The organism is Pseudomonas sp. A2 (genome assembly GCF_023100865.1).
Lineage (GTDB): Bacteria > Pseudomonadota > Gammaproteobacteria > Pseudomonadales > Pseudomonadaceae > Aquipseudomonas > Aquipseudomonas asiatica.
This window is the reverse complement of sequence record NZ_CP039127.1, coordinates 5677301-5696810: the sequence shown is the minus strand read 5'-3', so window position 1 is coordinate 5696810 and position 19510 is coordinate 5677301. Positions and strand designations below refer to the sequence as shown.

16 protein-coding genes are annotated in these 19510 nt (G+C 63.2%); 5 read left to right on the top strand and 11 right to left on the bottom strand.

Annotated features, from left to right (window positions below; genetic code table 11):
- Positions 1–10: 10 nt before the first annotated feature.
- The 4 genes from E5221_RS26295 to betI form a co-directional block, all read right to left on the bottom strand.
- Complete coding sequence (locus E5221_RS26295; protein WP_013974590.1) at positions 11–1753, bottom strand: potassium/proton antiporter; 1743 nt, start codon at positions 1751–1753, stop codon at positions 11–13.
- Between the two features lie 265 nt (positions 1754–2018).
- Complete coding sequence (gene betA, locus E5221_RS26290; protein ID WP_013974589.1) at positions 2019–3716, bottom strand: choline dehydrogenase; 1698 nt, start codon at positions 3714–3716, stop codon at positions 2019–2021.
- 78 nt (positions 3717–3794) lie between these two features.
- Positions 3795–5267 carry a betaine-aldehyde dehydrogenase gene (gene betB, locus E5221_RS26285; protein ID WP_015272124.1) on the bottom strand — a complete coding sequence of 491 codons (1473 nt, stop codon included), beginning with the start codon at positions 5265–5267 and terminating at the stop codon, positions 3795–3797.
- A gap of 39 nt (positions 5268–5306) precedes the next feature.
- Positions 5307–5963: a transcriptional regulator BetI gene (gene betI / locus E5221_RS26280; protein WP_003259891.1), complete on the bottom strand. Its 657-nt coding sequence runs from the start codon at positions 5961–5963 to the stop codon at positions 5307–5309.
- Between the two features lie 533 nt (positions 5964–6496).
- On the opposite strand from betI, the gene E5221_RS26275 reads away from it, so the two are divergent.
- Positions 6497–8443 (top strand): BCCT family transporter, encoded by a 1947-nt coding sequence (locus E5221_RS26275; RefSeq protein ID WP_223998156.1) that lies wholly within the window; start codon positions 6497–6499, stop codon positions 8441–8443.
- A 290-nt stretch (positions 8444–8733) separates the two neighbouring features.
- On the opposite strand, the gene E5221_RS26270 is transcribed toward E5221_RS26275, so the two are convergent.
- The 4 genes from E5221_RS26270 to gpmI all read right to left on the bottom strand — a co-directional run bounded on the left by E5221_RS26270 (position 8734) and on the right by gpmI (position 13975).
- Entirely contained in the window at positions 8734–9501 is a 768-nt protein-coding gene (locus tag E5221_RS26270; RefSeq protein ID WP_247846672.1) for a divergent polysaccharide deacetylase family protein, read from the bottom strand.
- 8 nt (positions 9502–9509) lie between these two features.
- Positions 9510–10826, bottom strand: coding sequence for a S41 family peptidase (locus E5221_RS26265; protein WP_247846671.1), 1317 nt, complete (start codon positions 10824–10826; stop codon positions 9510–9512).
- 77 nt (positions 10827–10903) lie between these two features.
- The gene (locus E5221_RS26260) at positions 10904–12208 is read right to left on the bottom strand and encodes a murein hydrolase activator EnvC (protein WP_123085573.1); all 1305 of its coding nucleotides are present in this window, start codon (positions 12206–12208) and stop codon (positions 10904–10906) included.
- 231 nt (positions 12209–12439) lie between these two features.
- A complete protein-coding gene (gene gpmI / locus E5221_RS26255) occupies positions 12440–13975 on the bottom strand; it encodes a 2,3-bisphosphoglycerate-independent phosphoglycerate mutase (RefSeq protein ID WP_054572194.1) in 1536 nt (511 codons plus the stop codon).
- 206 nt (positions 13976–14181) lie between these two features.
- Between gpmI and E5221_RS26250 the strand changes: the two genes are divergently transcribed.
- Genes E5221_RS26250 through secB form a run of 3 tightly spaced genes read left to right on the top strand, consistent with a single transcriptional unit; the run spans position 14182 to position 15376 of the window.
- A complete protein-coding gene (locus tag E5221_RS26250; protein WP_003259887.1) occupies positions 14182–14595 on the top strand; it encodes a rhodanese-like domain-containing protein in 414 nt (137 codons plus the stop codon).
- 1 nt (position 14596) lies between these two features.
- Complete coding sequence (gene grxC / locus E5221_RS26245) at positions 14597–14851, top strand: glutaredoxin 3 (protein ID WP_247846670.1); 255 nt, start codon at positions 14597–14599, stop codon at positions 14849–14851.
- Between the two features lie 39 nt (positions 14852–14890).
- On the top strand, positions 14891–15376 hold the full coding sequence (secB, locus tag E5221_RS26240) for a protein-export chaperone SecB (protein WP_013974581.1): 486 nt from the start codon (positions 14891–14893) through the stop codon (positions 15374–15376).
- A 151-nt stretch (positions 15377–15527) separates the two neighbouring features.
- Here secB and trmL read toward each other — a convergent pair whose 3' ends face one another.
- Entirely contained in the window at positions 15528–15989 is a 462-nt protein-coding gene (gene trmL, locus E5221_RS26235; RefSeq protein WP_013974580.1) for a tRNA (uridine(34)/cytosine(34)/5-carboxymethylaminomethyluridine(34)-2'-O)-methyltransferase TrmL, read from the bottom strand.
- Between trmL and E5221_RS26230 the strand changes: the two genes are divergently transcribed.
- Positions 15988–16425: a hypothetical protein gene (locus tag E5221_RS26230; protein ID WP_015272117.1), complete on the top strand. Its 438-nt coding sequence runs from the start codon at positions 15988–15990 to the stop codon at positions 16423–16425. The genes trmL and E5221_RS26230 overlap by 2 nt on opposite strands.
- A 440-nt stretch (positions 16426–16865) precedes the next feature.
- Here the strand turns inward: E5221_RS26230 and ntrC are convergent, their stop codons facing one another.
- Both ntrC and glnL read right to left on the bottom strand, forming a co-directional pair.
- Entirely contained in the window at positions 16866–18302 is a 1437-nt protein-coding gene (gene ntrC / locus E5221_RS26225) for a nitrogen regulation protein NR(I) (RefSeq protein WP_013974578.1), read from the bottom strand.
- The gene (gene glnL, locus E5221_RS26220; RefSeq protein WP_013974577.1) at positions 18299–19384 is read right to left on the bottom strand and encodes a nitrogen regulation protein NR(II); all 1086 of its coding nucleotides are present in this window, start codon (positions 19382–19384) and stop codon (positions 18299–18301) included. Before glnL ends, ntrC begins: the two co-directional genes overlap by 4 nt.
- Positions 19385–19510 lie beyond the last annotated feature (126 nt).

Below are 19510 nucleotides of genomic sequence, written 5' to 3'. Positions count from 1 at the left end.
GAAACGAAGTTTAGAGGAACAATCCTGGTCCGGGTCGCGTTCCTTCGGGGAATCTGACGCCTACTTTCTGAATCTTGTTCCCGTCCATGGTGGCCACGGTCCAGATCGTGCCATGCCATTCGACCTGGTCACCTACTACTGGAGCGCCTCCGACCTTTTGTCGGATGAACTGGGCCAGTGGCATTTTCGCGTCCAGGCCGTCGAGTTTCAGACCGTACAACGCTGCCACCGCACCCAGTTCGGCATCGCCTTCGAGCACGAAGTCGCCGAAGAAACGCAGGTCGAGGCCACGTTGTGGCGCCTGGCTGAACAGTTTGCCCAGGGCCGGCAGGTTGTGCTCGTGGCCGATCACGCAGAGCATGTCGCCTACTTCCAGTACCGTACTGCCGGACGGGTGCAGCAGTTGCTCGCCCCGGAACAGCGCGGCGATTCGCGTGCCTTCGGGCATCTTCAGCTCGCGCAGGGCGGCGCCGATGCACCATTTTTCGGCACCCAGGCGGTAGACGAACATTTCCCACTCGCTGGTGATGTGCACTTCCAGCGCCGAACGGGAGATCGGCGCCGGGTCTGGCGGTACCGTCACTTTCAGCAGCTTGGCCATCCACGGCAGGCTGGTGCCTTGCACCAGCAGCGACACCAGCACGATGAAGAAGGCCAGGTTGAAGAACAGCTGGGCGTCCGGCAGGCCGGCCATCAGCGGGAACACCGCGAGGATGATCGGAACCGCACCGCGCAGGCCGACCCAGGAAATGAAGGCTTTTTCACGGCCGTGGAAGGCCTTGAACGGCAACAGGCTGGCGACCACCGACAGCGGGCGCGCCACCAGGATCATCCACAGCGCCAGGCCCAGCGCCGGCAGGGCGATGGGCAGCAGGTCGTGGGGCGTGACCAGCAGCCCCAGCACCAGGAACATGCCGATCTGCGCCAGCCATGCCATGCCGTCGAGCATGTGCAGGATGCCGTGGCGGCTGCGGATGGGCTTGTTGCCCAGCACCAGGCCGCACAGGTACACGGCAAGGAATCCGCTGCCGTGCAGGGCGTTGGTCAGCGAGAACACCACCAGGCCGCCGGCGATCACCAGGATGGGGTACAGGCCGCCAGCCAGCTTGATGCGGTTGACCAGTTGCAGCATCAGCCAGCCGCCGCCCAGGCCCACCAGCCCGCCGATGCCGAATTCGCGCAGCAGGTGGGTGAGCAGGCTCCAGTGCAGGCCGGTCTGGCCGCTGGCGATCATGTCGATCAGGGTGACGGTAAGGAAAACTGCCATCGGGTCGTTGCTGCCCGACTCGATCTCCAGGGTGGCGGTGACCCGCTCGTTCAGGCCTTTGCCGCCGAGCAGCGAGAACACCGCCGCAGCGTCGGTGGAACCGACGATGGCGCCGATCAGCAGGCCCTGGATCAGGCTCAGGTCGAACAGCCAGGCGGCGACCAGGCCCGTGAGGGCGGTGGTGATCATTACGCCGATGGTGGCCAGCGACAGCGCCGGCCACAGCGCCACGCGGAAGCTCGCCACCCGTGTGCGCAGGCCACCGTCTAGCAGGATCACGGCCAGAGCCAGGTTGCCCACCAGGTAGGCGGTCGGATAGTTGTTGAAGATGATGCCGCCACCATCGACGCCGGCGATCATGCCGACCGCAAGGATGATGACCAGGATAGGGATGCCCAGGCGCGACGACAGCGAACTGACCAGGATACTTGCGCCCACCAGCAATGCGCCGATCAGGAACAGGCTGTTGATGGTGCTTGCATCCAAAGGCAGGTACTCCGGGGACCGCGGGGGAGGGGACTTGATAGCATGACGCTAGCAGGTCGCGTGCCAAATGATTCTAACCTGATGAATTGGCAGGCTGTAAAGCGTTTCTGCAGATGAAAAAAAGGCACCGCGGTGGGTGCCTTTTCGGGTGTTGCCTGGGTGGGCCCTTTCGCGGGTGAACCCGCTCCCACAGGTACTGCACAGTTTTCAAAACCTGTGTGAGCCCTGTGGGAGCGGCTTTAGCCGCGAAGAGGCCGGTGCAGGCTTACGCCTGCTTGACCTCGCGCATGGGCTTGCCCTTCACCGGTGCATCGCCCGCCACGTAGTACTTGGCAGTGCTGCGCGGCAGCGGCTTGCGGCCACGGATCTTGTCCGAGATTTTCTCGGCGATCATGATCGTGGTGGCGTTGAGGTTGCCGGTGATGATCAGCGGCATGATCGACGCATCGACCACACGCAGGCCCTTCATGCCATGCACGCGGCCTTCGCCGTCGACCACCGCCATGTCGTCGGTGCCCATCTTGCACGAGCAGGACGGGTGGAAGGCGGTTTCGGCGTGCTCGCGGATGAACTTGTCCAGCTCTTCATCGGTTTGCACGTGGGCGCCGGGGCTGATCTCACGTCCACGGTACGGGTCCAGTGCCGGCTGGGCCATGATTTCACGGGTCAGGCGGATGCCGTCACGGAATTCCTGCCAGTCCTGCTCGGTGGACATGTAGTTGAACAGAATGCTCGGGTGTTGGCGCGGGTCCTTCGACTTGGCCTGGATGCGGCCGCGGGCAGGCGAGCGCATGGAACCCATGTGTGCCTGGAAGCCGTGTTCCTTCACGCCATTGGAGCCGTTGTAGTTAATGGCCACTGGCAGGAAGTGGTATTGAATGTTCGGCCATTTGAATTCAGGGCGGGTACGAATGAAACCACCGGCCTCGAACTGGTTGCTGGCGCCGATGCCGGTGCCGTTGAACATCCACTCGGCACCGATGGCCGGCTGGTTCCACCACAGCAACGACGGGTACAGCGACACCGGTTGGGTGCAGGCGTACTGCAGGTACAGCTCCAGGTGGTCCTGCAGGTTTTCGCCAACGCCTGGCAGATCGTGCACCACCGGGATGTCGAGGCTTTCCAGCAGGGCGCGCGGGCCAACGCCGGAGCGCTGCAACAGCTGCGGCGAAGCGATGGCACCGGAGCTGACGATGACTTCCTTGCGGGCACGGGCTTCAACGCGCTCTTCGCTGTCACCGACCAGGTAGGTCACGCCGATGGCGCGCTTGCCGTCGAACAGCACGCGGTCAGTCAGGGCGTGGGTGACGATGGTCAGGTTCGGGCGCTTCTTGGCCTGGTCCAGATAGCCGCGGGCGGTGCTGGAGCGGCGGCCGTTCTTGGTCACAGTACGGTCCATCGGGCCGAAGCCTTCCTGCTGGTAGCCATTCAGGTCTTCGGTGCGCGGGTAACCGGCCTGCACGCCGGCTTCGACCATGGCGTGGAACAGCGGGTTGTTGCCGGCTTTCGGCGTGGTCACGCTGACCGGGCCTTCGCCACCGTGGTAGTCGTTCGGGCCGATGTCGCGGGTTTCGGCCTTGCGGAAGTACGGCAGGCAGTCCAGATAGGTCCAGTCTTCCAGGCCTGGCAGTTCTGCCCAGCCATCGAAGTCCAGGGCATTACCGCGGATGTAGCACATGCCGTTGATCAGCGACGAGCCACCCAGGCCTTTGCCGCGACCGCATTCCATGCGGCGGCCGTCCATGTACGGCTCCGGATCGGTCTCGTAGGCCCAGTTGTAGCGGCGACCCTGCAGCGGGAAGGCCAGGGCCGCTGGCATCTGGGTGCGGAAGTCGAAGCGGTAGTCGGGGCCACCGGCTTCCAGCAGCAATACGGTGACGCCTGCGTCTTCGGTCAGGCGGGTCGCCAGGGTGTTACCGGCCGAACCGGCACCGACGATGATGTAATCGAATTCTTGGGACATGAAAGTACCCTCGTGTTGGCGGTGTTCAGGGAGCAGGAACGCCCGTGCGCTGAGGCACGGGCGTGGCTGGACAGGGCCTTAGAAGACCGAGTTGTAGCCGCCCAGCTCGACCTGGACCGACTTGATGCGAGTGTATTGAGCCAGCGAGCTGACGCCGTTCTCACGGCCGACGCCCGACTGCTTGTAGCCACCGACCGGCATTTCGGCCGGCGATTCGCCCCAGGCGTTGATCCAGCAGATACCGGCTTCCAGCTTGTGGATGATGCGGTGAGCGCGGGTGATGTCGTTGGTGCAGACACCGGCGGCCAGGCCGTACTCGGTGTCGTTGGCGCGACGGATGACTTCTTCTTCGGTTTCGTAGGTGAGGATGCTCATCACCGGGCCGAAGATCTCTTCCTTGACGATGGTCATGTCGTCGGTGCAGTCGGTGAACACGGTCGGGGCCACGAATGCACCCTTGGCGAAATCACCGGCGGTCAGACGCTCGCCACCGCACAGCACGCGTGCGCCTTCTTCCTTGCCCTTGGCGATGTAGCCAAGCACGCTTTCCATGTGCTGGAAGCTGACCAGCGGGCCGAAGTTGGTGTTTTCGTCTTCCGGGTTGCCAGCGCGGATGCGGGCAACGCGCTCGACGATCTTGGCCTCGAAGGCAGCTTTCATATCAGCCGGGATGAACACGCGGGTGCCGTTGGTGCAAACCTGGCCCGAGCTGTAGAAGTTGGCCATCATGGCGATGTCGGCGGCCTTGTCCAGGTCGGCGTCGGCGCAGATGATCAGTGGCGACTTGCCGCCCAGCTCCATGGTGACTTCCTTGAGCGACGAGCTCGAGGCGCTGGCCATAACCTTCTTGCCGGTGGTGGTGCCGCCGGTGAAGGAGACTTTTTCGATGCGTGGGTGTTCGGTCAGCCAGGTGCCGACTTCACGGCCGCTGCCGGTCAGGACGTTGAACACGCCGTTCGGCAAGCCGGCTTCGGTGTAGATCTCGGCCAGTTTCAGGGTGGTCAGCGAGGTGACTTCCGACGGCTTGAAGATCATCGCGTTGCCGGCGGCCAGGGCCGGGGCGGATTTCCACAGGGCGATCTGGATCGGGTAGTTCCAGGCACCGATACCGGCGGTCACGCCCAGCGGCTCGCGGCGGGTGTAGACGAAGGACGATTCACGCAGCGGGATCTGCTCGCCTTCGATGGCCGGAACCAGGCCAGCGTAATACTCCAGCACGTCGGCGCCGGTGACGATGTCGACGTAGCGGGTTTCCGAGTACGACTTGCCGGTGTCCAGAGTTTCCAGCATGGCCAGCTCGTCGTTGCGCTCGCGCAGGATCTCGACGGCGCGGCGCAGGATGCGCGAACGCTGCATGGCGGTCATCGCGGCCCAGACCTTCTGGCCTCGCTCGGCGCTTTCGACGGCCTTCTCGACGTCAGCCTCGGTGGCACGTTGCACGTGGGCGAGGACTTCGCCGGTAGCCGGGTTGATGGCTTCGAAGGTGGCATCGCTGCCAGCGTCGACGTAAGCGCCATCAATGTAGAGTTTTTGCGTTCCGAAACGGGCCATAGTGTCCTCGCAAGTGCAGTGTGTGGTTTGGCTTGCGCGTCATGCTCCTGCTGGGTTGGCAAGGGCCGTGCGCGGTTGTTCAGCGGCCTGGTCGTTTGTACCCAGGGTGTGCTGCTTAGCCAGTTGTAGATCCATGTATTCGTAAGCAATCCGTATCGCCTGGTCGGTGTCGAATGCATCACCCGACAGGGCGCCACGCAGCCACAAGCCGTCGATCAAAGCTGCCAGGCCGCGGGCTGCCTTGCGCGCATGGTAGAGCGGCAGGGCGCGGCGGAACTGGCAGCACAGGTTGGAATACAAGCGGTGGTCGTTGATCCGCTGCAACCTGTGCAAATCGGGCTGGTGCATGCTGGAAGCCCAGAAGGCCAACCAGGTTTTCATCGCCGGGCCGTTTACCTGGCTGGCATCGAAGTTGCCCTCGATGATCACTTTCAGGTGGGCGCGCGGGCTGTCGTCCGTCAGGGCCTGGCGACGTGCTCTGACACCTTCGTTGAGCATGTTCATGATGTAACCCATCGTCGCTGCTATCAGGCCGTTCTTGTCCCGAAAGTAGTGACTGATGATGCCGTTCGACACACCGGCCAAACGGGCAATCAGCGCAATGCTGGCGTCACCCAGTCCGACCTGATCGACCGCCTGTAACGTGGCTTCGATCAACTGCTGGCGGCGGATGGGTTGCATACCGACCTTGGGCATCTTGCGTTCTCCTCAGGCCTGCGAGCAGACGACGGGCGGCTGACTCGGCGAAGGCCAGTCTATTTTGTTTTGATTGAACGTTCAATCAATAAAGAATAAGCTCTGCGACAATTTGTGCCATTGACAGTTTTTAAGGCGGTCGAGAAGGCACGGATTGACACCCCAGGAAATCGCGTAACCCCCTGAATACAAGGCGTTGACGGGCATGAGCGATGCGAAATGCAGATTCTGCCGTGCGGTCATGGACCCTGCGGCGGGCCCTTGGAGCGGGCGGGGTGATCTGTGACGAATGCGCGCACCTCAGCTGAGGCGTGGCATTTGCAGCGGGCCACCTGTCTGTTTTTTGCAACGTATCGATTCGGGATCACGGTTTCCAAGGGTGCTTTTATAACACCTGATGCAGTGGGGATATTCCACCAATTGCTCGGGAAAGACTGATTAGCCTCCACAGCCGCACTGCCCGGAGCATTCGTGCAATGAGTTCTGCCTCACTTACCAACCCTCCGGCCGAGAGGGTACGGGTCAACCGCGTGGTGTTCTTCACCTCCGCGCTGATGATTCTCGTTTTGACTGCCTTGCTTATCGCTGTACCCGAAACCGCCGGCCAAGTGCTGGGCGTAGCCCAGAAATGGCTGACGCGCACCTTCGGCTGGTATTACATGCTGGTAATCGGCGGTTACCTGCTGTTCGTCATCTACCTGGCCTTCTCCGACTACGGCAAGCTCAAGCTTGGCGGCAAGGATGACCAGCCCGACTTCAGCTATGGCGCCTGGGCCGGCATGCTGTTCTCCTCCGGTATCGGCATTTCGCTGTTGTACTTCGGCGCCTCCGAGCCGCTGGACCACTACTTCAACCCGCCGGAAGGCACTTCTGCCAGCCTCGACGCAGCGCGTCAGGGCCTGCAGCTGACCTTCCTGCACTGGGGTTTGCACGGCTGGGCGATCTACGCCTTGGTCGGCCTGGCCGTGGGCTACTTCGCTTACCGCCACAACCAGCCGCTGGCCCTGCGCTCGGCGCTGTACCCGCTGGTCGGCGAGCGTTGGGTCAAGGGTGCTGCCGGCAATGCCGTGGACATCTTCGGCATGTTCGTCACACTGCTGGGCCTGGTGACCAACCTGGGCATCGGTTCGATGCAGGTGGCCTCCGGGCTGGAATACCTGTTCGGCATGGACCACAGCAAGACCAACCTGCTGGTGGTTATCCTGGTCATGGCCGGCGTCGCCACCGTGGCGGCGGTCTCGGGTGTGGAAAACGGCATTCGCCGCCTGTCCAACCTGAACATCGTGCTGTTCAGCGGCCTGCTGATCTTCGTCCTGCTGGGCGGCGAAACCCTGCACCTGCTCAACGGCTTCGTGCAAAACATCGGCGACTATCTCAACGGCATCGTGCTGAAAACCTTCGACCTCTATGTGTATGAAGGCGAAGCCGGCAAGTCCGAGCGCTGGCTGGGCCTGTGGACCGTGTTCTACTGGGCCTGGTGGATCTCCTGGGGCCCGTTCGTCGGCATGTTCATTGCCCGTATCTCCAAGGGTCGCACCGTGCGCCAGCTGGTCAGCGGCGTGTTGCTGATCCCGCTGGGCTTCACCCTGGCCTGGCTGTCGATCTTCGGCAACACCGCGCTGGACCTGGTGATCAACCAAGGCGCCGTGGAACTGGGCAAGACCGCCCTTGAACAGCCGTCGATGTCGATCTACCAGCTGCTGGAATACTTCCCGGCGGCCAAGATCGTGATCGGTGTAGCGGTGTTCGTCGGCTTCGTGCTGTTCCTCACCCCGGCCGACTCCGGCGCGGTGATGATGGCCAACCTGTCGTGCAAAGGTGGCAAGGTCGACGAAGACGCCCCGCACTGGATGGTGGTGTTCTGGTCGGTGGTCATCACCCTGGTCACCATCGGCCTACTGTTCGCCGGTAACTTCGAAGCCATGCAGACCATGGTGGTGCTGGCGGGTCTGCCGTTCTCGGTGGTGCTGGTGCTGTTCATGTTCGGCCTGTACAAGGCCATGAAGCAGGACGTGGCGGTGGAGCAGGAGCGTGCCGAGCTGGCCGCACGTGGCCGTCGTGGCTTCAGCGAGCGCCTGACCCAGCTGGAGCTGCAGCCGACCCAGGCCGTTGTACAGCGCTTCATGGACAAGCAGGTCAGCCCGGCGCTGAAAGAAGCTGCCGCGCAGTTGCAGACCCTGGGCTTCGAGGTGGAAACCCGGGTTGGCCAGTCGCGCAACATGATGGGCCTGCGGGTGATGATGGAAGAGGGCAACCCGTTCGTCTATGAAGTGAGCCTGGATGGCTACCTGGCCGCGCCGAGCGAAGCGCCGGTGGAAGGTGAGCCGGAGGTGCGCCAGCGCTTCTACCGCGCCGAGGTATACCTGCACGATGGCAGCCAGGAGTACGACCTGATGGGCTTTGCGCCGGAGCAGATCGTGCGTGATGTGCTGGACCAGTTCGAAAGCCACCGCCAGTTGCTGGGGCGTGTGTACAGCTGATCGCTGTTGAGGCAAAAGAAAACCCGCTCGCATGAGCGGGTTTTTTATGACCTGAAGCCAATGTGGTCTCTGTGGGAGATTTCCCAGCCCTTTGGGTTGTGCTGTCGCGCAGATAACTGAATTCGCAAGCGATCCTCATACCCTGTGGGAGCGGCTTTAGCCGCGAAGAATCCAACGCGGTGCATGGCACCGGCTGCGCCGGTGTTCGCGGCTAAAGCCGCTCCCACAGGGTCCCTGCTAATTCAATGAGTTATGTGTTGTTCTATGAGGCGGCTGGGTCGTCAGCAATATCAGCGATTGCTGTAGCGGCCATTCCGGCCATGCCCCGGCATCGCCTGATTGCTGCGCACGGCGATCATCTGCTTGAGCCTGATCAGCTCGATGCCCTGGCTCCTTAACCTTGGCAATTCCCGCTCCAGTACTTCCAGGGTCTGTGGATAGGGGTGCCCGATCAGCACCGCCGAGCCCTGCTTGTGCGCCAGGGCGATGCCCTGCTGCAACTGCCCGGTAATCGCTTCAGCGGTGCGCACATCATCGAGGAATACATCCCGAGAAACATGCGCCAGCCCCTGCGCCTGGGCTTCGGCCGCTGCCACGGTGGCGGCGCTGGTGCGGCTGTCGACGAAGAACAGGTGTCGGCGCTGCAGTTCCCCCATCAGCCAGGCCATCGGCTCACGCTGGGCGGTCATGCGGCTGCCCATGTGGTTGTTGATGCCGGCGGCATACGGAACCTTGGCCAGGGCTGCGTCAAAGCGTTTGGCCAGTTCATCGATCGGCGTGCCAGGGTGCCAGGCGTAAGGGCCGGTGGCTGGGTCCATGGGCATGTGCAGGATCACCGTCTTGCCAGCCTTGTGCGCCTGGCGGGCAAAGTCGGTGGCATGCGGGGTGTCGGGCATGATCGCCATGGTCACAGGGCCGGGCAGGGCCAAGGTCCGGCTGTCGCGCTCGCTGCTCTGGCCCAGGTCGTCGATGATGATGCTCATGTAGGCCTTGCCGGCCGGCGCCGCTTGCGCGACCCCGGCCATCAGGCAGAACAGCAGACACAGCAGATAACGCATGGGGTGGATCAGTCGCCCTTGGTGATGTTCAGGCCTTTGAGCAGGCTCAGGGCCTGGCTCAGCTGGAAGTCGTCATCCTGCGGGCGCTCCTTGCGCTTGCCGCTGCCGGTCGGGCGGTCGGCACCGCCGTTGCCGTTGCCCAGGTGGCCCTGCAGGTCGGCTTCCTTGAAGTTGTCGGTGTCGGCTTCGGCGGTGAGCTTGGCCGGGCGCACTTCGATGTCGGGGACGATGCCCTGGGCCTGGATCGAGCGGCCGTTGGGGGTGAAGTACAGCGCGGTGGTGAGCTTCAGCGCACGGTCGTTGGCCAGTGGCAGCACGGTCTGCACCGAGCCTTTGCCGAAGCTGTCGGTGCCCATCAGCACGGCGCGTTTCTGGTCTTGCAGGGCGCCGGCGACAATTTCCGAGGCCGAGGCACTGCCGCCGTTGATCAGCACCACCAGTGGCACGCCGTCGCTGGCGTCGGCCGGGTCGGCCGAGAAGCGCAGCTCGGAGTTGGCGATGCGGCCCTTGGTGTAGACGATCAGGCCCTTGGTCAGGAAGTGGTCGGCCACTTCCACCGCCGACTGCAGCACGCCGCCCGGGTTGTTGCGCAGGTCCAGCACCACGCCGCGCAGCTTCTTGCCGTTGTCCTTGCGCAGTTTGGCCAGGGCCTTGCCTACTTCGTCGCCGGTCTTGACCTGGAACTGGGTGATACGGATGTAGCCGTAGTCGTTCTCCAGCAGCTGGCTCTTCACGCTCTTGACCTGGATGACCGCGCGGGCCAGGGTCACGTCGAAGGGATTGCCGCCGTCGCGCACCAGGGTCAGGGTGATTTTCTCGCCCACCTTGCCGCGCATCTTGTCGACCGCTTCGGTCATGGTCTGGCCACGAGTCGGGGCGCCGTTGATCTTGACGATCAGGTCGCCGGCCTGCACGCCGGCACGCGAGGCCGGGGTGTCGTCGATCGGCGACACCACCTTGATGAAGCCGTCTTCCTGGCCTACTTCGATGCCCAGCCCGCCGAACTCGCCGCTGGTGCTTTCCTGCAGCTCCTGGAAGTCCTCTGGGCCGAGGTAGGCCGAGTGCGGGTCGAGGTTGCTGAGCATGCCCTTGATGGCATTTTCCAGCAGGGTCTTGTCATCCACCGGCTCCACATAGGCCGCCTTGATGCGGTCCATGACCTCGGCGAAGGTGCGCAGCTCTTCAAGCGGCAGTGGCGCCTTGGCGGTCACCTCGGTGGCCGGTACTGCAGCCGGCTTGGCCGGTTCCGCGGCAGTGGCCAGGGGCGCGCCGACCGCCAGGGCGATGGACAGGGCCAGCTGGGTGAGACAAGGCGAGTGCAGCATGTCGAACGAACTCCTGATCCTGTAAGCGCTCCCTGGGGAGCATCGGTGCAGCCCGTGGCTACCCCGTAGAAAATTGACTAGCCCCGGCACCATTGCGAAGGGTCGGTAGGCCGACCCTGCTGGCGGATGGCGAAGTACAAGCCGGCAGCGTCCTGGCCGCCGCTGTCGCCAACGGTGGAAATGGCCTCGCCGGCCTTGACGATATCACCGGCGCTCTTGAGCAGGCTCTGGTTATGGCCGTACAGGCTCAGGTAACCGTTGCCATGGTCGAGAATGACCAGCAGCCCGGCACCGCGCAACCAGTCGGCGAACACCACGCGCCCGCCGTGCACGGCACGTACCTGGGTGCCCGGGTTGGCGCTGATCATCACCCCGTCCCACTTGGCACGGGCATCGCTGCCGCGGGCATCACCGAAACGTGCCAGCAATCGACCATTGACTGGCCAGGGAAGTTTTCCCCGGGCGGCAGAAAATGCGCCGCCGTAGCTTGCGCCGTCGCTGGAAACCATCGGGCCCAGGGTGGTGCGGGCCTTTTTCGGTGGCTCCACCGGTTCGCGGGCCTGTTCGCGGGCGGCAGCGGCGGCCAGGGCTTCCTGCTGGCGGCGTTTTTCCGCTTCCTGCTGGGCCAGCAAGGCCTTCTTGCGCGCTTCTTCGGCCTCGCGGGCCTGGCGAGCGAGGGTTTCCTCGATGGTCTTGAGTACTTTGGACAGGTCGGCCTGATCCTGCTCGCGCGATTGCAGCTTCTGATCGCGGTCCTTCATGTCGCTGTTGAGCTTGGCCAGCACCTGCTGGCGCTTGCCACGCTCGGTTTCCAGGGCCTGGCGGCGGCTGTCGAGGTCGGCGCGCTGGGCCAGCAGCTGTTGCTGCTGGGTAGCGATTTCCTGTTCGACGTTGGCCAGTTGGCGCAGGGTCTCGTTGAAGGTGCGCAGTTGCTCCAGGCGCGCCTTGCTCAGGTAGTCGTAGTAGGTGAGGGTGCGGGCAAACTTCTCGGGGTTCTGCTGGTTGAGCAGCAGCTTGAGGTATTCCTCGCGGCCGTTCTGGTAGGCCGAACGGGCCTGGATGGCGATCAGTCGCTGTTGTTCAACGCGGGCGCTCTGGAGTTTTTTTTTCTCGGTATCAAGGCGCTCCAGCTCGCCCTCGGTCTTTTTTAGTTCTTGCTGCAGGGCCTCCACCTGCTTTTCGAGGTTGCCGATATCGGTCTCGGTGGCTTTGAGGTCCTTTTGCACACCGGCCTTTTCTTCCTGGAGCTTGCCCAGCGTCTTCTTGAGCTCGGCAATGTCCTGGCGGGTGGCGTCCAGTTGCTGCTGGGTCTGCGCACGCTCATCGGCAAAGGCCGGGCTGAGCAGGCAAGACAGGGCTAGGAGGATCAGGGCGCGAAGCATGGGGTTTGGCGTACCAAGGATGGAGACTGGCCTAGTATGCCCGCGCGGGCGGGCAAAAAAAACGCCTCGCTGCGGGTGCAGAGGGGCGTTTGTCTGGAATTCATGTGTTATTGGGGCTGCTATGCAGCCCATTCGCAGCTCAAGGCTGCTCCTACAGGCATTGCATGAGCCCTTTGTAGGAGCAGCCTTGTGCTGCGAATGTGCCGCAAAGCGGCCCCCTTTGGCACCGAGTCAGGCGTCGACCAGGATCGAGGTGCCGGTCATTTCTACCGGCTTTTCCAGCCCCAGCAGCTTCAGCATGGTCGGCGCCACATCGGCCAGCACGCCGCCGTCACGCACCTTGACGTTGCGCTTGCCCACATAAATGAACGGTACCGGCTCGGTGGTATGCGCGGTGTGTGCTTGGCCGGTGCACTCGTCTTCCATTTGCTCGACGTTGCCATGGTCGGCGGTGATCAGCGCTTCGCCGCCGACCTTGTCCAGAGCTTCGACGATGCGCCCGACGCAGCCATCCAGGGCCTCGACGGCCTTCACCGCAGCCTCGAACACGCCGGTATGGCCGACCATGTCGCCGTTGGCGTAGTTGACCACGATCACGTCATAACGCTGTTGCTCGATAGCCTCGACGATGCGGTCGGTAACTTCCGGCGCGCTCATTTCCGGCTGCAGGTCGTAGGTGGCGACCTTCGGCGACGGGATCAGAATGCGCTCTTCGCCTTCGAACGGCTCCTCACGGCCGCCGGAGAAGAAGAAGGTGACATGGGCATACTTCTCGGTCTCGGCGATGCGCAGCTGGGTCTTGCCGTTCTTCGCCAGGTACTCGCCCAGCACGTTGTTCAGGCTGGCCGGGGCGAAGGCGGCGGGGGCCGGGATTTTCGCCGAGTACTGAGTCAGGCCGATGTAGGCGGCCAGTTTTGGCAGGCGGGCACGCGGAAATTCGTTGAAGTCGGCTTCGACGAACACGCGCGACAGCTCGCGGGCGCGGTCGGCGCGGAAGTTCATGAAGATCACCGCGTCGCCGTCTTCGACCTTGACGGCTTCACCAATGCGCGTGGCCTTGACGAACTCGTCGCTCTCGTCGCGGGCGTAGGCCGCTTCCAGGCCGGCCAGGGCGGTGTCGGCGGTGTATTCGGCAGCGCTGTCGACGATCAGGTTGTAGGCGGCGCTGACGCGGTCCCAGCGGTTGTCGCGGTCCATGGCGTAGTAGCGGCCGATCAGGCTGGCGATGCGGCCCTTGCCCAGCTTGGCGAAGGTGGCGTCGAGCAGCTCAATGGACGACTGCGCGCTGCGTGGTGGCGTGTCGCGGCCATCGAGGAAGGCGTGCAGGTAGATCTTCTGCGCGCCGCGCTGCGCGGCCAGTTCGGCCATGGCTACCAGGTGGTCCTGGTGGCTGTGTACGCCGCCATCGGACAGCAGGCCGAGAATGTGCACGGCCTTGCCGGCACTGGCTGCCTTGTCCACGGCGCCGGTCAGTACAGGGTTCTCGAAGAACTCGCCGTCGCGGATGGCTTTGGTCACCCGGGTGAAATCCTGATACACCACGCGGCCGGCACCGAGGTTCATGTGACCGACTTCGGAGTTGCCCATCTGCCCGTCCGGCAGGCCGACATCCATGCCTGAGCCGGAAATGAGGCCATGCGGCTGGCTGGCGCGCAGGCGGTCATAGACCGGTGTGTTGGCGGCGTAGATGGCGTTGTATTCGGGGCTTTCGCTGTGGCCGAAGCCATCCAGGATGATCAGGACCAGGGGTTTGGGCGTACTCGTCATCAATCAAACTCACGGTTGTTCAAAGATGATAAAGACACGCATTTTAGGGCAAATGCGCCACCGGCGGCGAATATTCGTCCTGTTCCCTGACCAGCGTGGCCAATGTGGCAACATGAAGGTACCTTTCCGGCCGGCCCGTCGGGCTTTGGTGGCAATAAGGGCCTGTGTATACTGGCCGGCATTTTCAATCGCGTGGAACACCCCAGATGGTTGCTAACCTGATTCAATTTGCGACAAACCACTACATCCTGGTGGCGATCTTCGTTGTTTTGCTGGTCGCGCTGCTGGTCAACGAAATCCGTCGCGGCGGCCAGAGCCTGAGCAACGGCCAGCTGACTGCCCTGGTCAATGCCGAGAAAGCCCTGGTCATCGACATCCGCCCGACCAAGGAATACTCCGCCGGTCACATCGTCGGTGCGGTGAACATCCCGCAGGACAAGCTGGTCAACCGCATGAGCGAGCTGGACAAGCACAAAGAGAAGACCCTGATCGTTGTCGACTCGATGGGCCAGCAGTCCGGCACCATCTGCCGCGAGCTGCTCAAGGCTGGTTACAACGCCGCCAAACTGAGCGGTGGCGTTTCCAGCTGGAAAGCCGATAACCTGCCCCTGGTGAAGTGATATGAAGCCCGTCATCGTCTATTCCAGCGACTACTGCCCCTACTGCATGCGCGCCAAGTATCTGCTCGAGAGCAAGGGCGTGGTCTTCGAGGAAATCAAGGTCGACGGCAAGCCACAGGTTCGTGCCGAGATGAGCCAGAAGGCCGGCCGTACATCTGTGCCGCAGATCTGGATCGGCAGCACTCACGTCGGTGGATGCGATGACCTTTATGCCCTGGAGCGCGCCGGCAAGCTCGACGCGCTGCTGGCGGCCTGATTTGCACTGCATTCAAAAACATTAGGATAAGGATCTGCCATGACTGACCAACAGACCAACGGCGCTGCTGCAGAAGACAACAGCCCTCAGTTCTCCATGCAGCGCATCTATGTGCGCGACCTGTCGTTCGAAGCCCCGAAAAGCCCGCAGATCTTCCGCCAGACCTGGGAGCCGAGCGTTGCCCTGGACCTGAACACCAAGCAGAAAGCCCTGGAAGGCGACTTCCACGAGGTGGTACTGACCCTGTCGGTTACCGTCAAGAACGGTGACGAAGTGGCCTTCATCGCGGAAGTGCAGCAGGCCGGTATCTTCCTGATCAAGAACCTGGACGCGGCTTCGATGAGCCACACCCTGGGTGCGTTCTGCCCGAACATCCTGTTCCCGTACGCCCGCGAGACCCTGGACAGCCTGGTGACCCGCGGTTCGTTCCCGGCCCTGATGCTGTCGCCGGTCAACTTCGACGCCCTGTACGCGCAAGAAATGCAGCGCATGCAGGAAGCCGGCGAAGCGCCGACTGTGCAGTAATAGCTGCTGGTATCAAGAAAGCGCCTCTCGGGGCGCTTTTTTATTGCCTGTGCCGACCTCTTCGCGGGCATGCCCGCTCCCACAGGTTCGCGTTCGGCGCACTGCCTGTGGGAGCGGGCGAGCCCGCGAAAGGGCCGGCACAGGCTACAGCTCAGCTGCCGGCAAACCCATTTTGCCGCCACGCCTCATACACCGTCACAGCCACGGTATTGGACAGATTCAGGCTGCGGCACCCCGGCCGCATCGGTAGGCGCAGGCGTTGTTCGGCCGGCAGGCTGTCCAGTACTTCGGCCGGCAGGCCGCGGCTTTCTGGCCCGAACAGGAAGGCATCACCCGGCTGGTAAGCCACTTCGTGGAACGGGTGCGAGCCCTTGGTGGTGAAGGCGAACAGCCGTGGGTTGCCCAGGCTTTCCAGGCATCCGGCCAGGCTCTCGTGGCGCTTGAGCGTGGCATACTCGTGGTAATCCAGCCCCGCGCGCCGCAGGCGCTTGTCGTCCAGTTCGAAGCTGATGGGCTCGATCAGGTGCAGGTCGCAGCCGCTGTTGGCGCAGAGGCGAATGATGTTGCCGGTATTCGGCGGAATTTCTGGTTGAAAAAGGATGACGTGAAACATGCACGGCTCCAAGCGTGAAGATGACGGGCATTCTACCCCCGAACCGGACGTGCGTTCGAAGGCGTTCCCGCGGGTGATGCTGTCGCTGGCGATCGTCGGCTTGATGGTGGGGCTGATGATCGGCCGCCTGACCACGCCCGACGAGCGCGAGTTGCAGCAGGTGGAGGTGGTGCAGGATGGCCTGGAGCTGTGGTTCAACGAAGAGCCTCAGCTGCATGGCGAGAATGTGGACGGTACCGTAGCACTGTTGTTCCAGGCCCAAGGCAAGGCCCGGCAAGGGCAACTGAGCCTGCAGGGCAAACCTGTGAGTTGGCGGGTGCAGAATAGCAAGGAAGGGCTGTTGCTGACGGTGGTGGCCGCGCGCCCCCTGCACGGCGAGTGGGCCGGTGCAGAGGACGCTGGGCGCTGGCGGTTGCAGGTGAAACTGCACGAATAAAAGAGGGGATATCCCGGCCTGCCTGTACCAGGGTCCCCGAAAGGGGTACTGCGTATAAAGGGGGGATGGCCCGGCCTGCCTGTACCGAGGTCCCCAAAACTGGCGATGTTGCGAATAAAAGAGGGGTTCACCCGGCCTGCCTGTACCAGGGCCCCCGAAACTGGATATGTATTGTTTATTGCAGGGGGCGTGCCAGTTTTGAAAAGCCCGTGAATCTGGGCTTTCAGGGTGAATTGGCCGTTTTTTGAGGGGATTTGTGCCTTAGTGAGGTGCATCGGGCACAGGATCGGTGCATCGAAGGGCTGAAATGTTTGGGGCCGCTTTGCGGCCCATCGCGACACAAGGCCGCTCCTACAGGGGATCGCGTTCTCCTGTAGGAGCGGCCTTGTGTCGCGATGGGCTGCGCAGCAGCCCCAGAGAACTATGGGTTTACCTGGAACTCAGTGCTCGTCACCTTCCTCATCATCGCCCCCCGCCACATTCATCCCCAGCTCCTTGATCTTGCGCGTCAGGGTGTTGCGTCCCCAACCCAGCAACAGTGCCGCATCGCGCCGACGGCCAGCGGTGTGCTTGAGCGCCGTCTCGATCATGATCCGCTCGAAGCTCGGCACTGCGCTGTCCAGCAGGCTGGTCTGCCCACGCGCCAACGCCTGGTCGGCCCACTGGCGCAGGGCCTGCTCCCAGTTGGTTACTGGTGCGGCGTCCTGTGGCAGGTTCAGCAGCTCCGGCGGCAGGTCGCCGATCAGCACTTCGCGGCTGGAGGCCATCACGGTGATCCAGCGGCAGGTGTTCTCCATCTGCCGTACGTTGCCCGGCCACGGCAGATTGCGAATGAATTCCTCGGTTTCCGGCTTGAGGATCTTCGGCTCGACCGCCAGTTCCTGGGCGGCGCGGGCGAGGAAGTGGCGGGCGAGGGCGGGGATATCCTCGCGGCGGTCGGCCAGCCGTGGAATGTGGATGCGGATCACGTTCAGGCGGTGGAACAAGTCCTCGCGGAACTTGCCGGCCTGCACCAGCGACTCCAGGTTCTGGTGAGTGGCGGCGATGATGCGCACATCGACCTTGACCGGTACGTGGCCGCCCACGCGGTAGAACTCGCCATCGGCCAGCACTCGCAGCAGGCGGGTCTGTGTGTCGGCGGGCATGTCGCCGATCTCGTCGAGGAACAGGGTGCCGCCGTCGGCCTGCTCGAAGCGCCCTCGGCGCAGGTTGGCGGCGCCGGTGAAGGCGCCCTTTTCATGGCCGAACAGCTCGGACTCCATCAGGTCCTTGGGGATGGCTGCCATGTTCAGGGCAATGAACGGTGAGGCCGCACGCGGGCTGTGGCGGTGCAGGGCGTGGGCCACCAGCTCCTTGCCGGTACCAGACTCACCGTTGATCAGCACGGTGATGTTGGAGTGGCTGAGGCGGCCGATGGCGCGGAACACCTCCTGCATTGCCGGTGCTTCACCGATGATTTCGGGGGTGCGCGCCAGGCTCTGCGGCACATCCAGCCCTTGTTGCTCCTGGGCGTGCTGGTTGGCGCGCTTGACCAGCGAGACCGCCTCGTCCACATCGAATGGCTTGGGCAGGTACTCGAATGCACCGCCCTGGTACGACGCAACGGCGCTGTCCAGGTCGGAGTGGGCGGTCATGATGATGACCGGCAGGCGCGGGTGCTGCTCACGGATCTGTGCCAGCAGGTCGAGGCCGCTGGTGCCCGGCATGCGGATGTCGGAAATGATCACGTCCGGTTGCTGGCGTGCCAGGCGGCCCATCACGCCATCGGCGCTATCGAAGCTCTGGGTGGTCATGCCTTCCTGTTGCAGGGCTTTTTCCAGGACCCAGCGGATGGAGCGATCATCGTCGACGATCCATACGGTTTCACTTCGGCTCATGAGGCGGTGGCTCCTTGTTCCAGGGGCAGGTAGATCGAGAATGCGGTGTGGCCTGCATGGCTTTCACACTCGATCAGGCCCTGGTGCTGGCTGATGATGTTCTGGGTAATGGCCAGGCCCAGCCCGGTACCGTCCGGGCGACCGCTGACCATGGGATAGAAAAGGGTGTCCTGCAGTTCCGGCGGGATGCCCGGGCCGTTGTCGATGATCTCCACCCTCGCCACAAGGCGATGGCGCACATGGCCGATGGTGAACTGGCGCAGGGCACGGCTGCGCAGGGTGATGCGGCCCAGGCGCAGTTCGTTCTGCGAACTGATCGCCTGCATGGCATTGCGCACGATGTTGAGTACGGCCTGGATCATCTGCTCGCGGTCGACCAATACGTCAGGCAGGCTGGGGTCATAATCGCGCACCAAAGTGATGCAACCCTGGCTTTCGGCCTCGACCAGGCTGCAAACCCGCTCAAGCACTTCGTGGATGTTGGTCATGGCCAGCGACGGCAGCTTGTTCGAGCCGAGCATGCGGTCGACCAGGTTACGCAGGCGATCGGCTTCCTCGATGATCACGTTGGTGTAGTCGCGCAGGCCTTCTTCAGGCAGCTCGCGGGCCAGCAGCTGGGCTGCGCCGCGGATGCCGCCAAGGGGGTTCTTGATTTCGTGGGCCAGGCCGCGCACCAGCATCTTTGTGGTTTCCTGCTTGCTCAGCTGGGCTTCTTCCTTGGTGATGCGCAGCAGCCGGTCGCGCGGGTGCACCTCGAGCAGCAGCAGGGTCTGGCCCTGGTGCAGGATCGGCGTAACCGCGTAGTCGACGGTGATGGTCTGCCCGGTCAGCGAGGTGAGCTGCGCTTCGCGCTTGGTGAATGGGTGCGCCTGCTCGACCGCCTGGCGCAGCGAGCTGAGCGCTTCGGTCGACTCGGTGAACAGCTCGCTGATGAACTGCCCATGGCTGCGCTGGCCACTCACTGCCAGAAGCATTTCCGCGGCCGGGTTCATGTACTCCAGGCGCAGCTCGGCGTTGAGCAGCAGCGTGGCGGTGGTCAGGTTGTCCAGAAGTAGACGGTGCTGGGCATCGCTGATGGTCATAGGGCGTCGTCGACCTCTTTTGGCGCGTGTCGGGCATGGGCGCGGCCATGGTCGGGCGCGCGGTGGATCCGCTGATTCCAGTCTTTGGGCAAAAAATGCAAGAACCAAACCAAGGCTCCGAAAAGA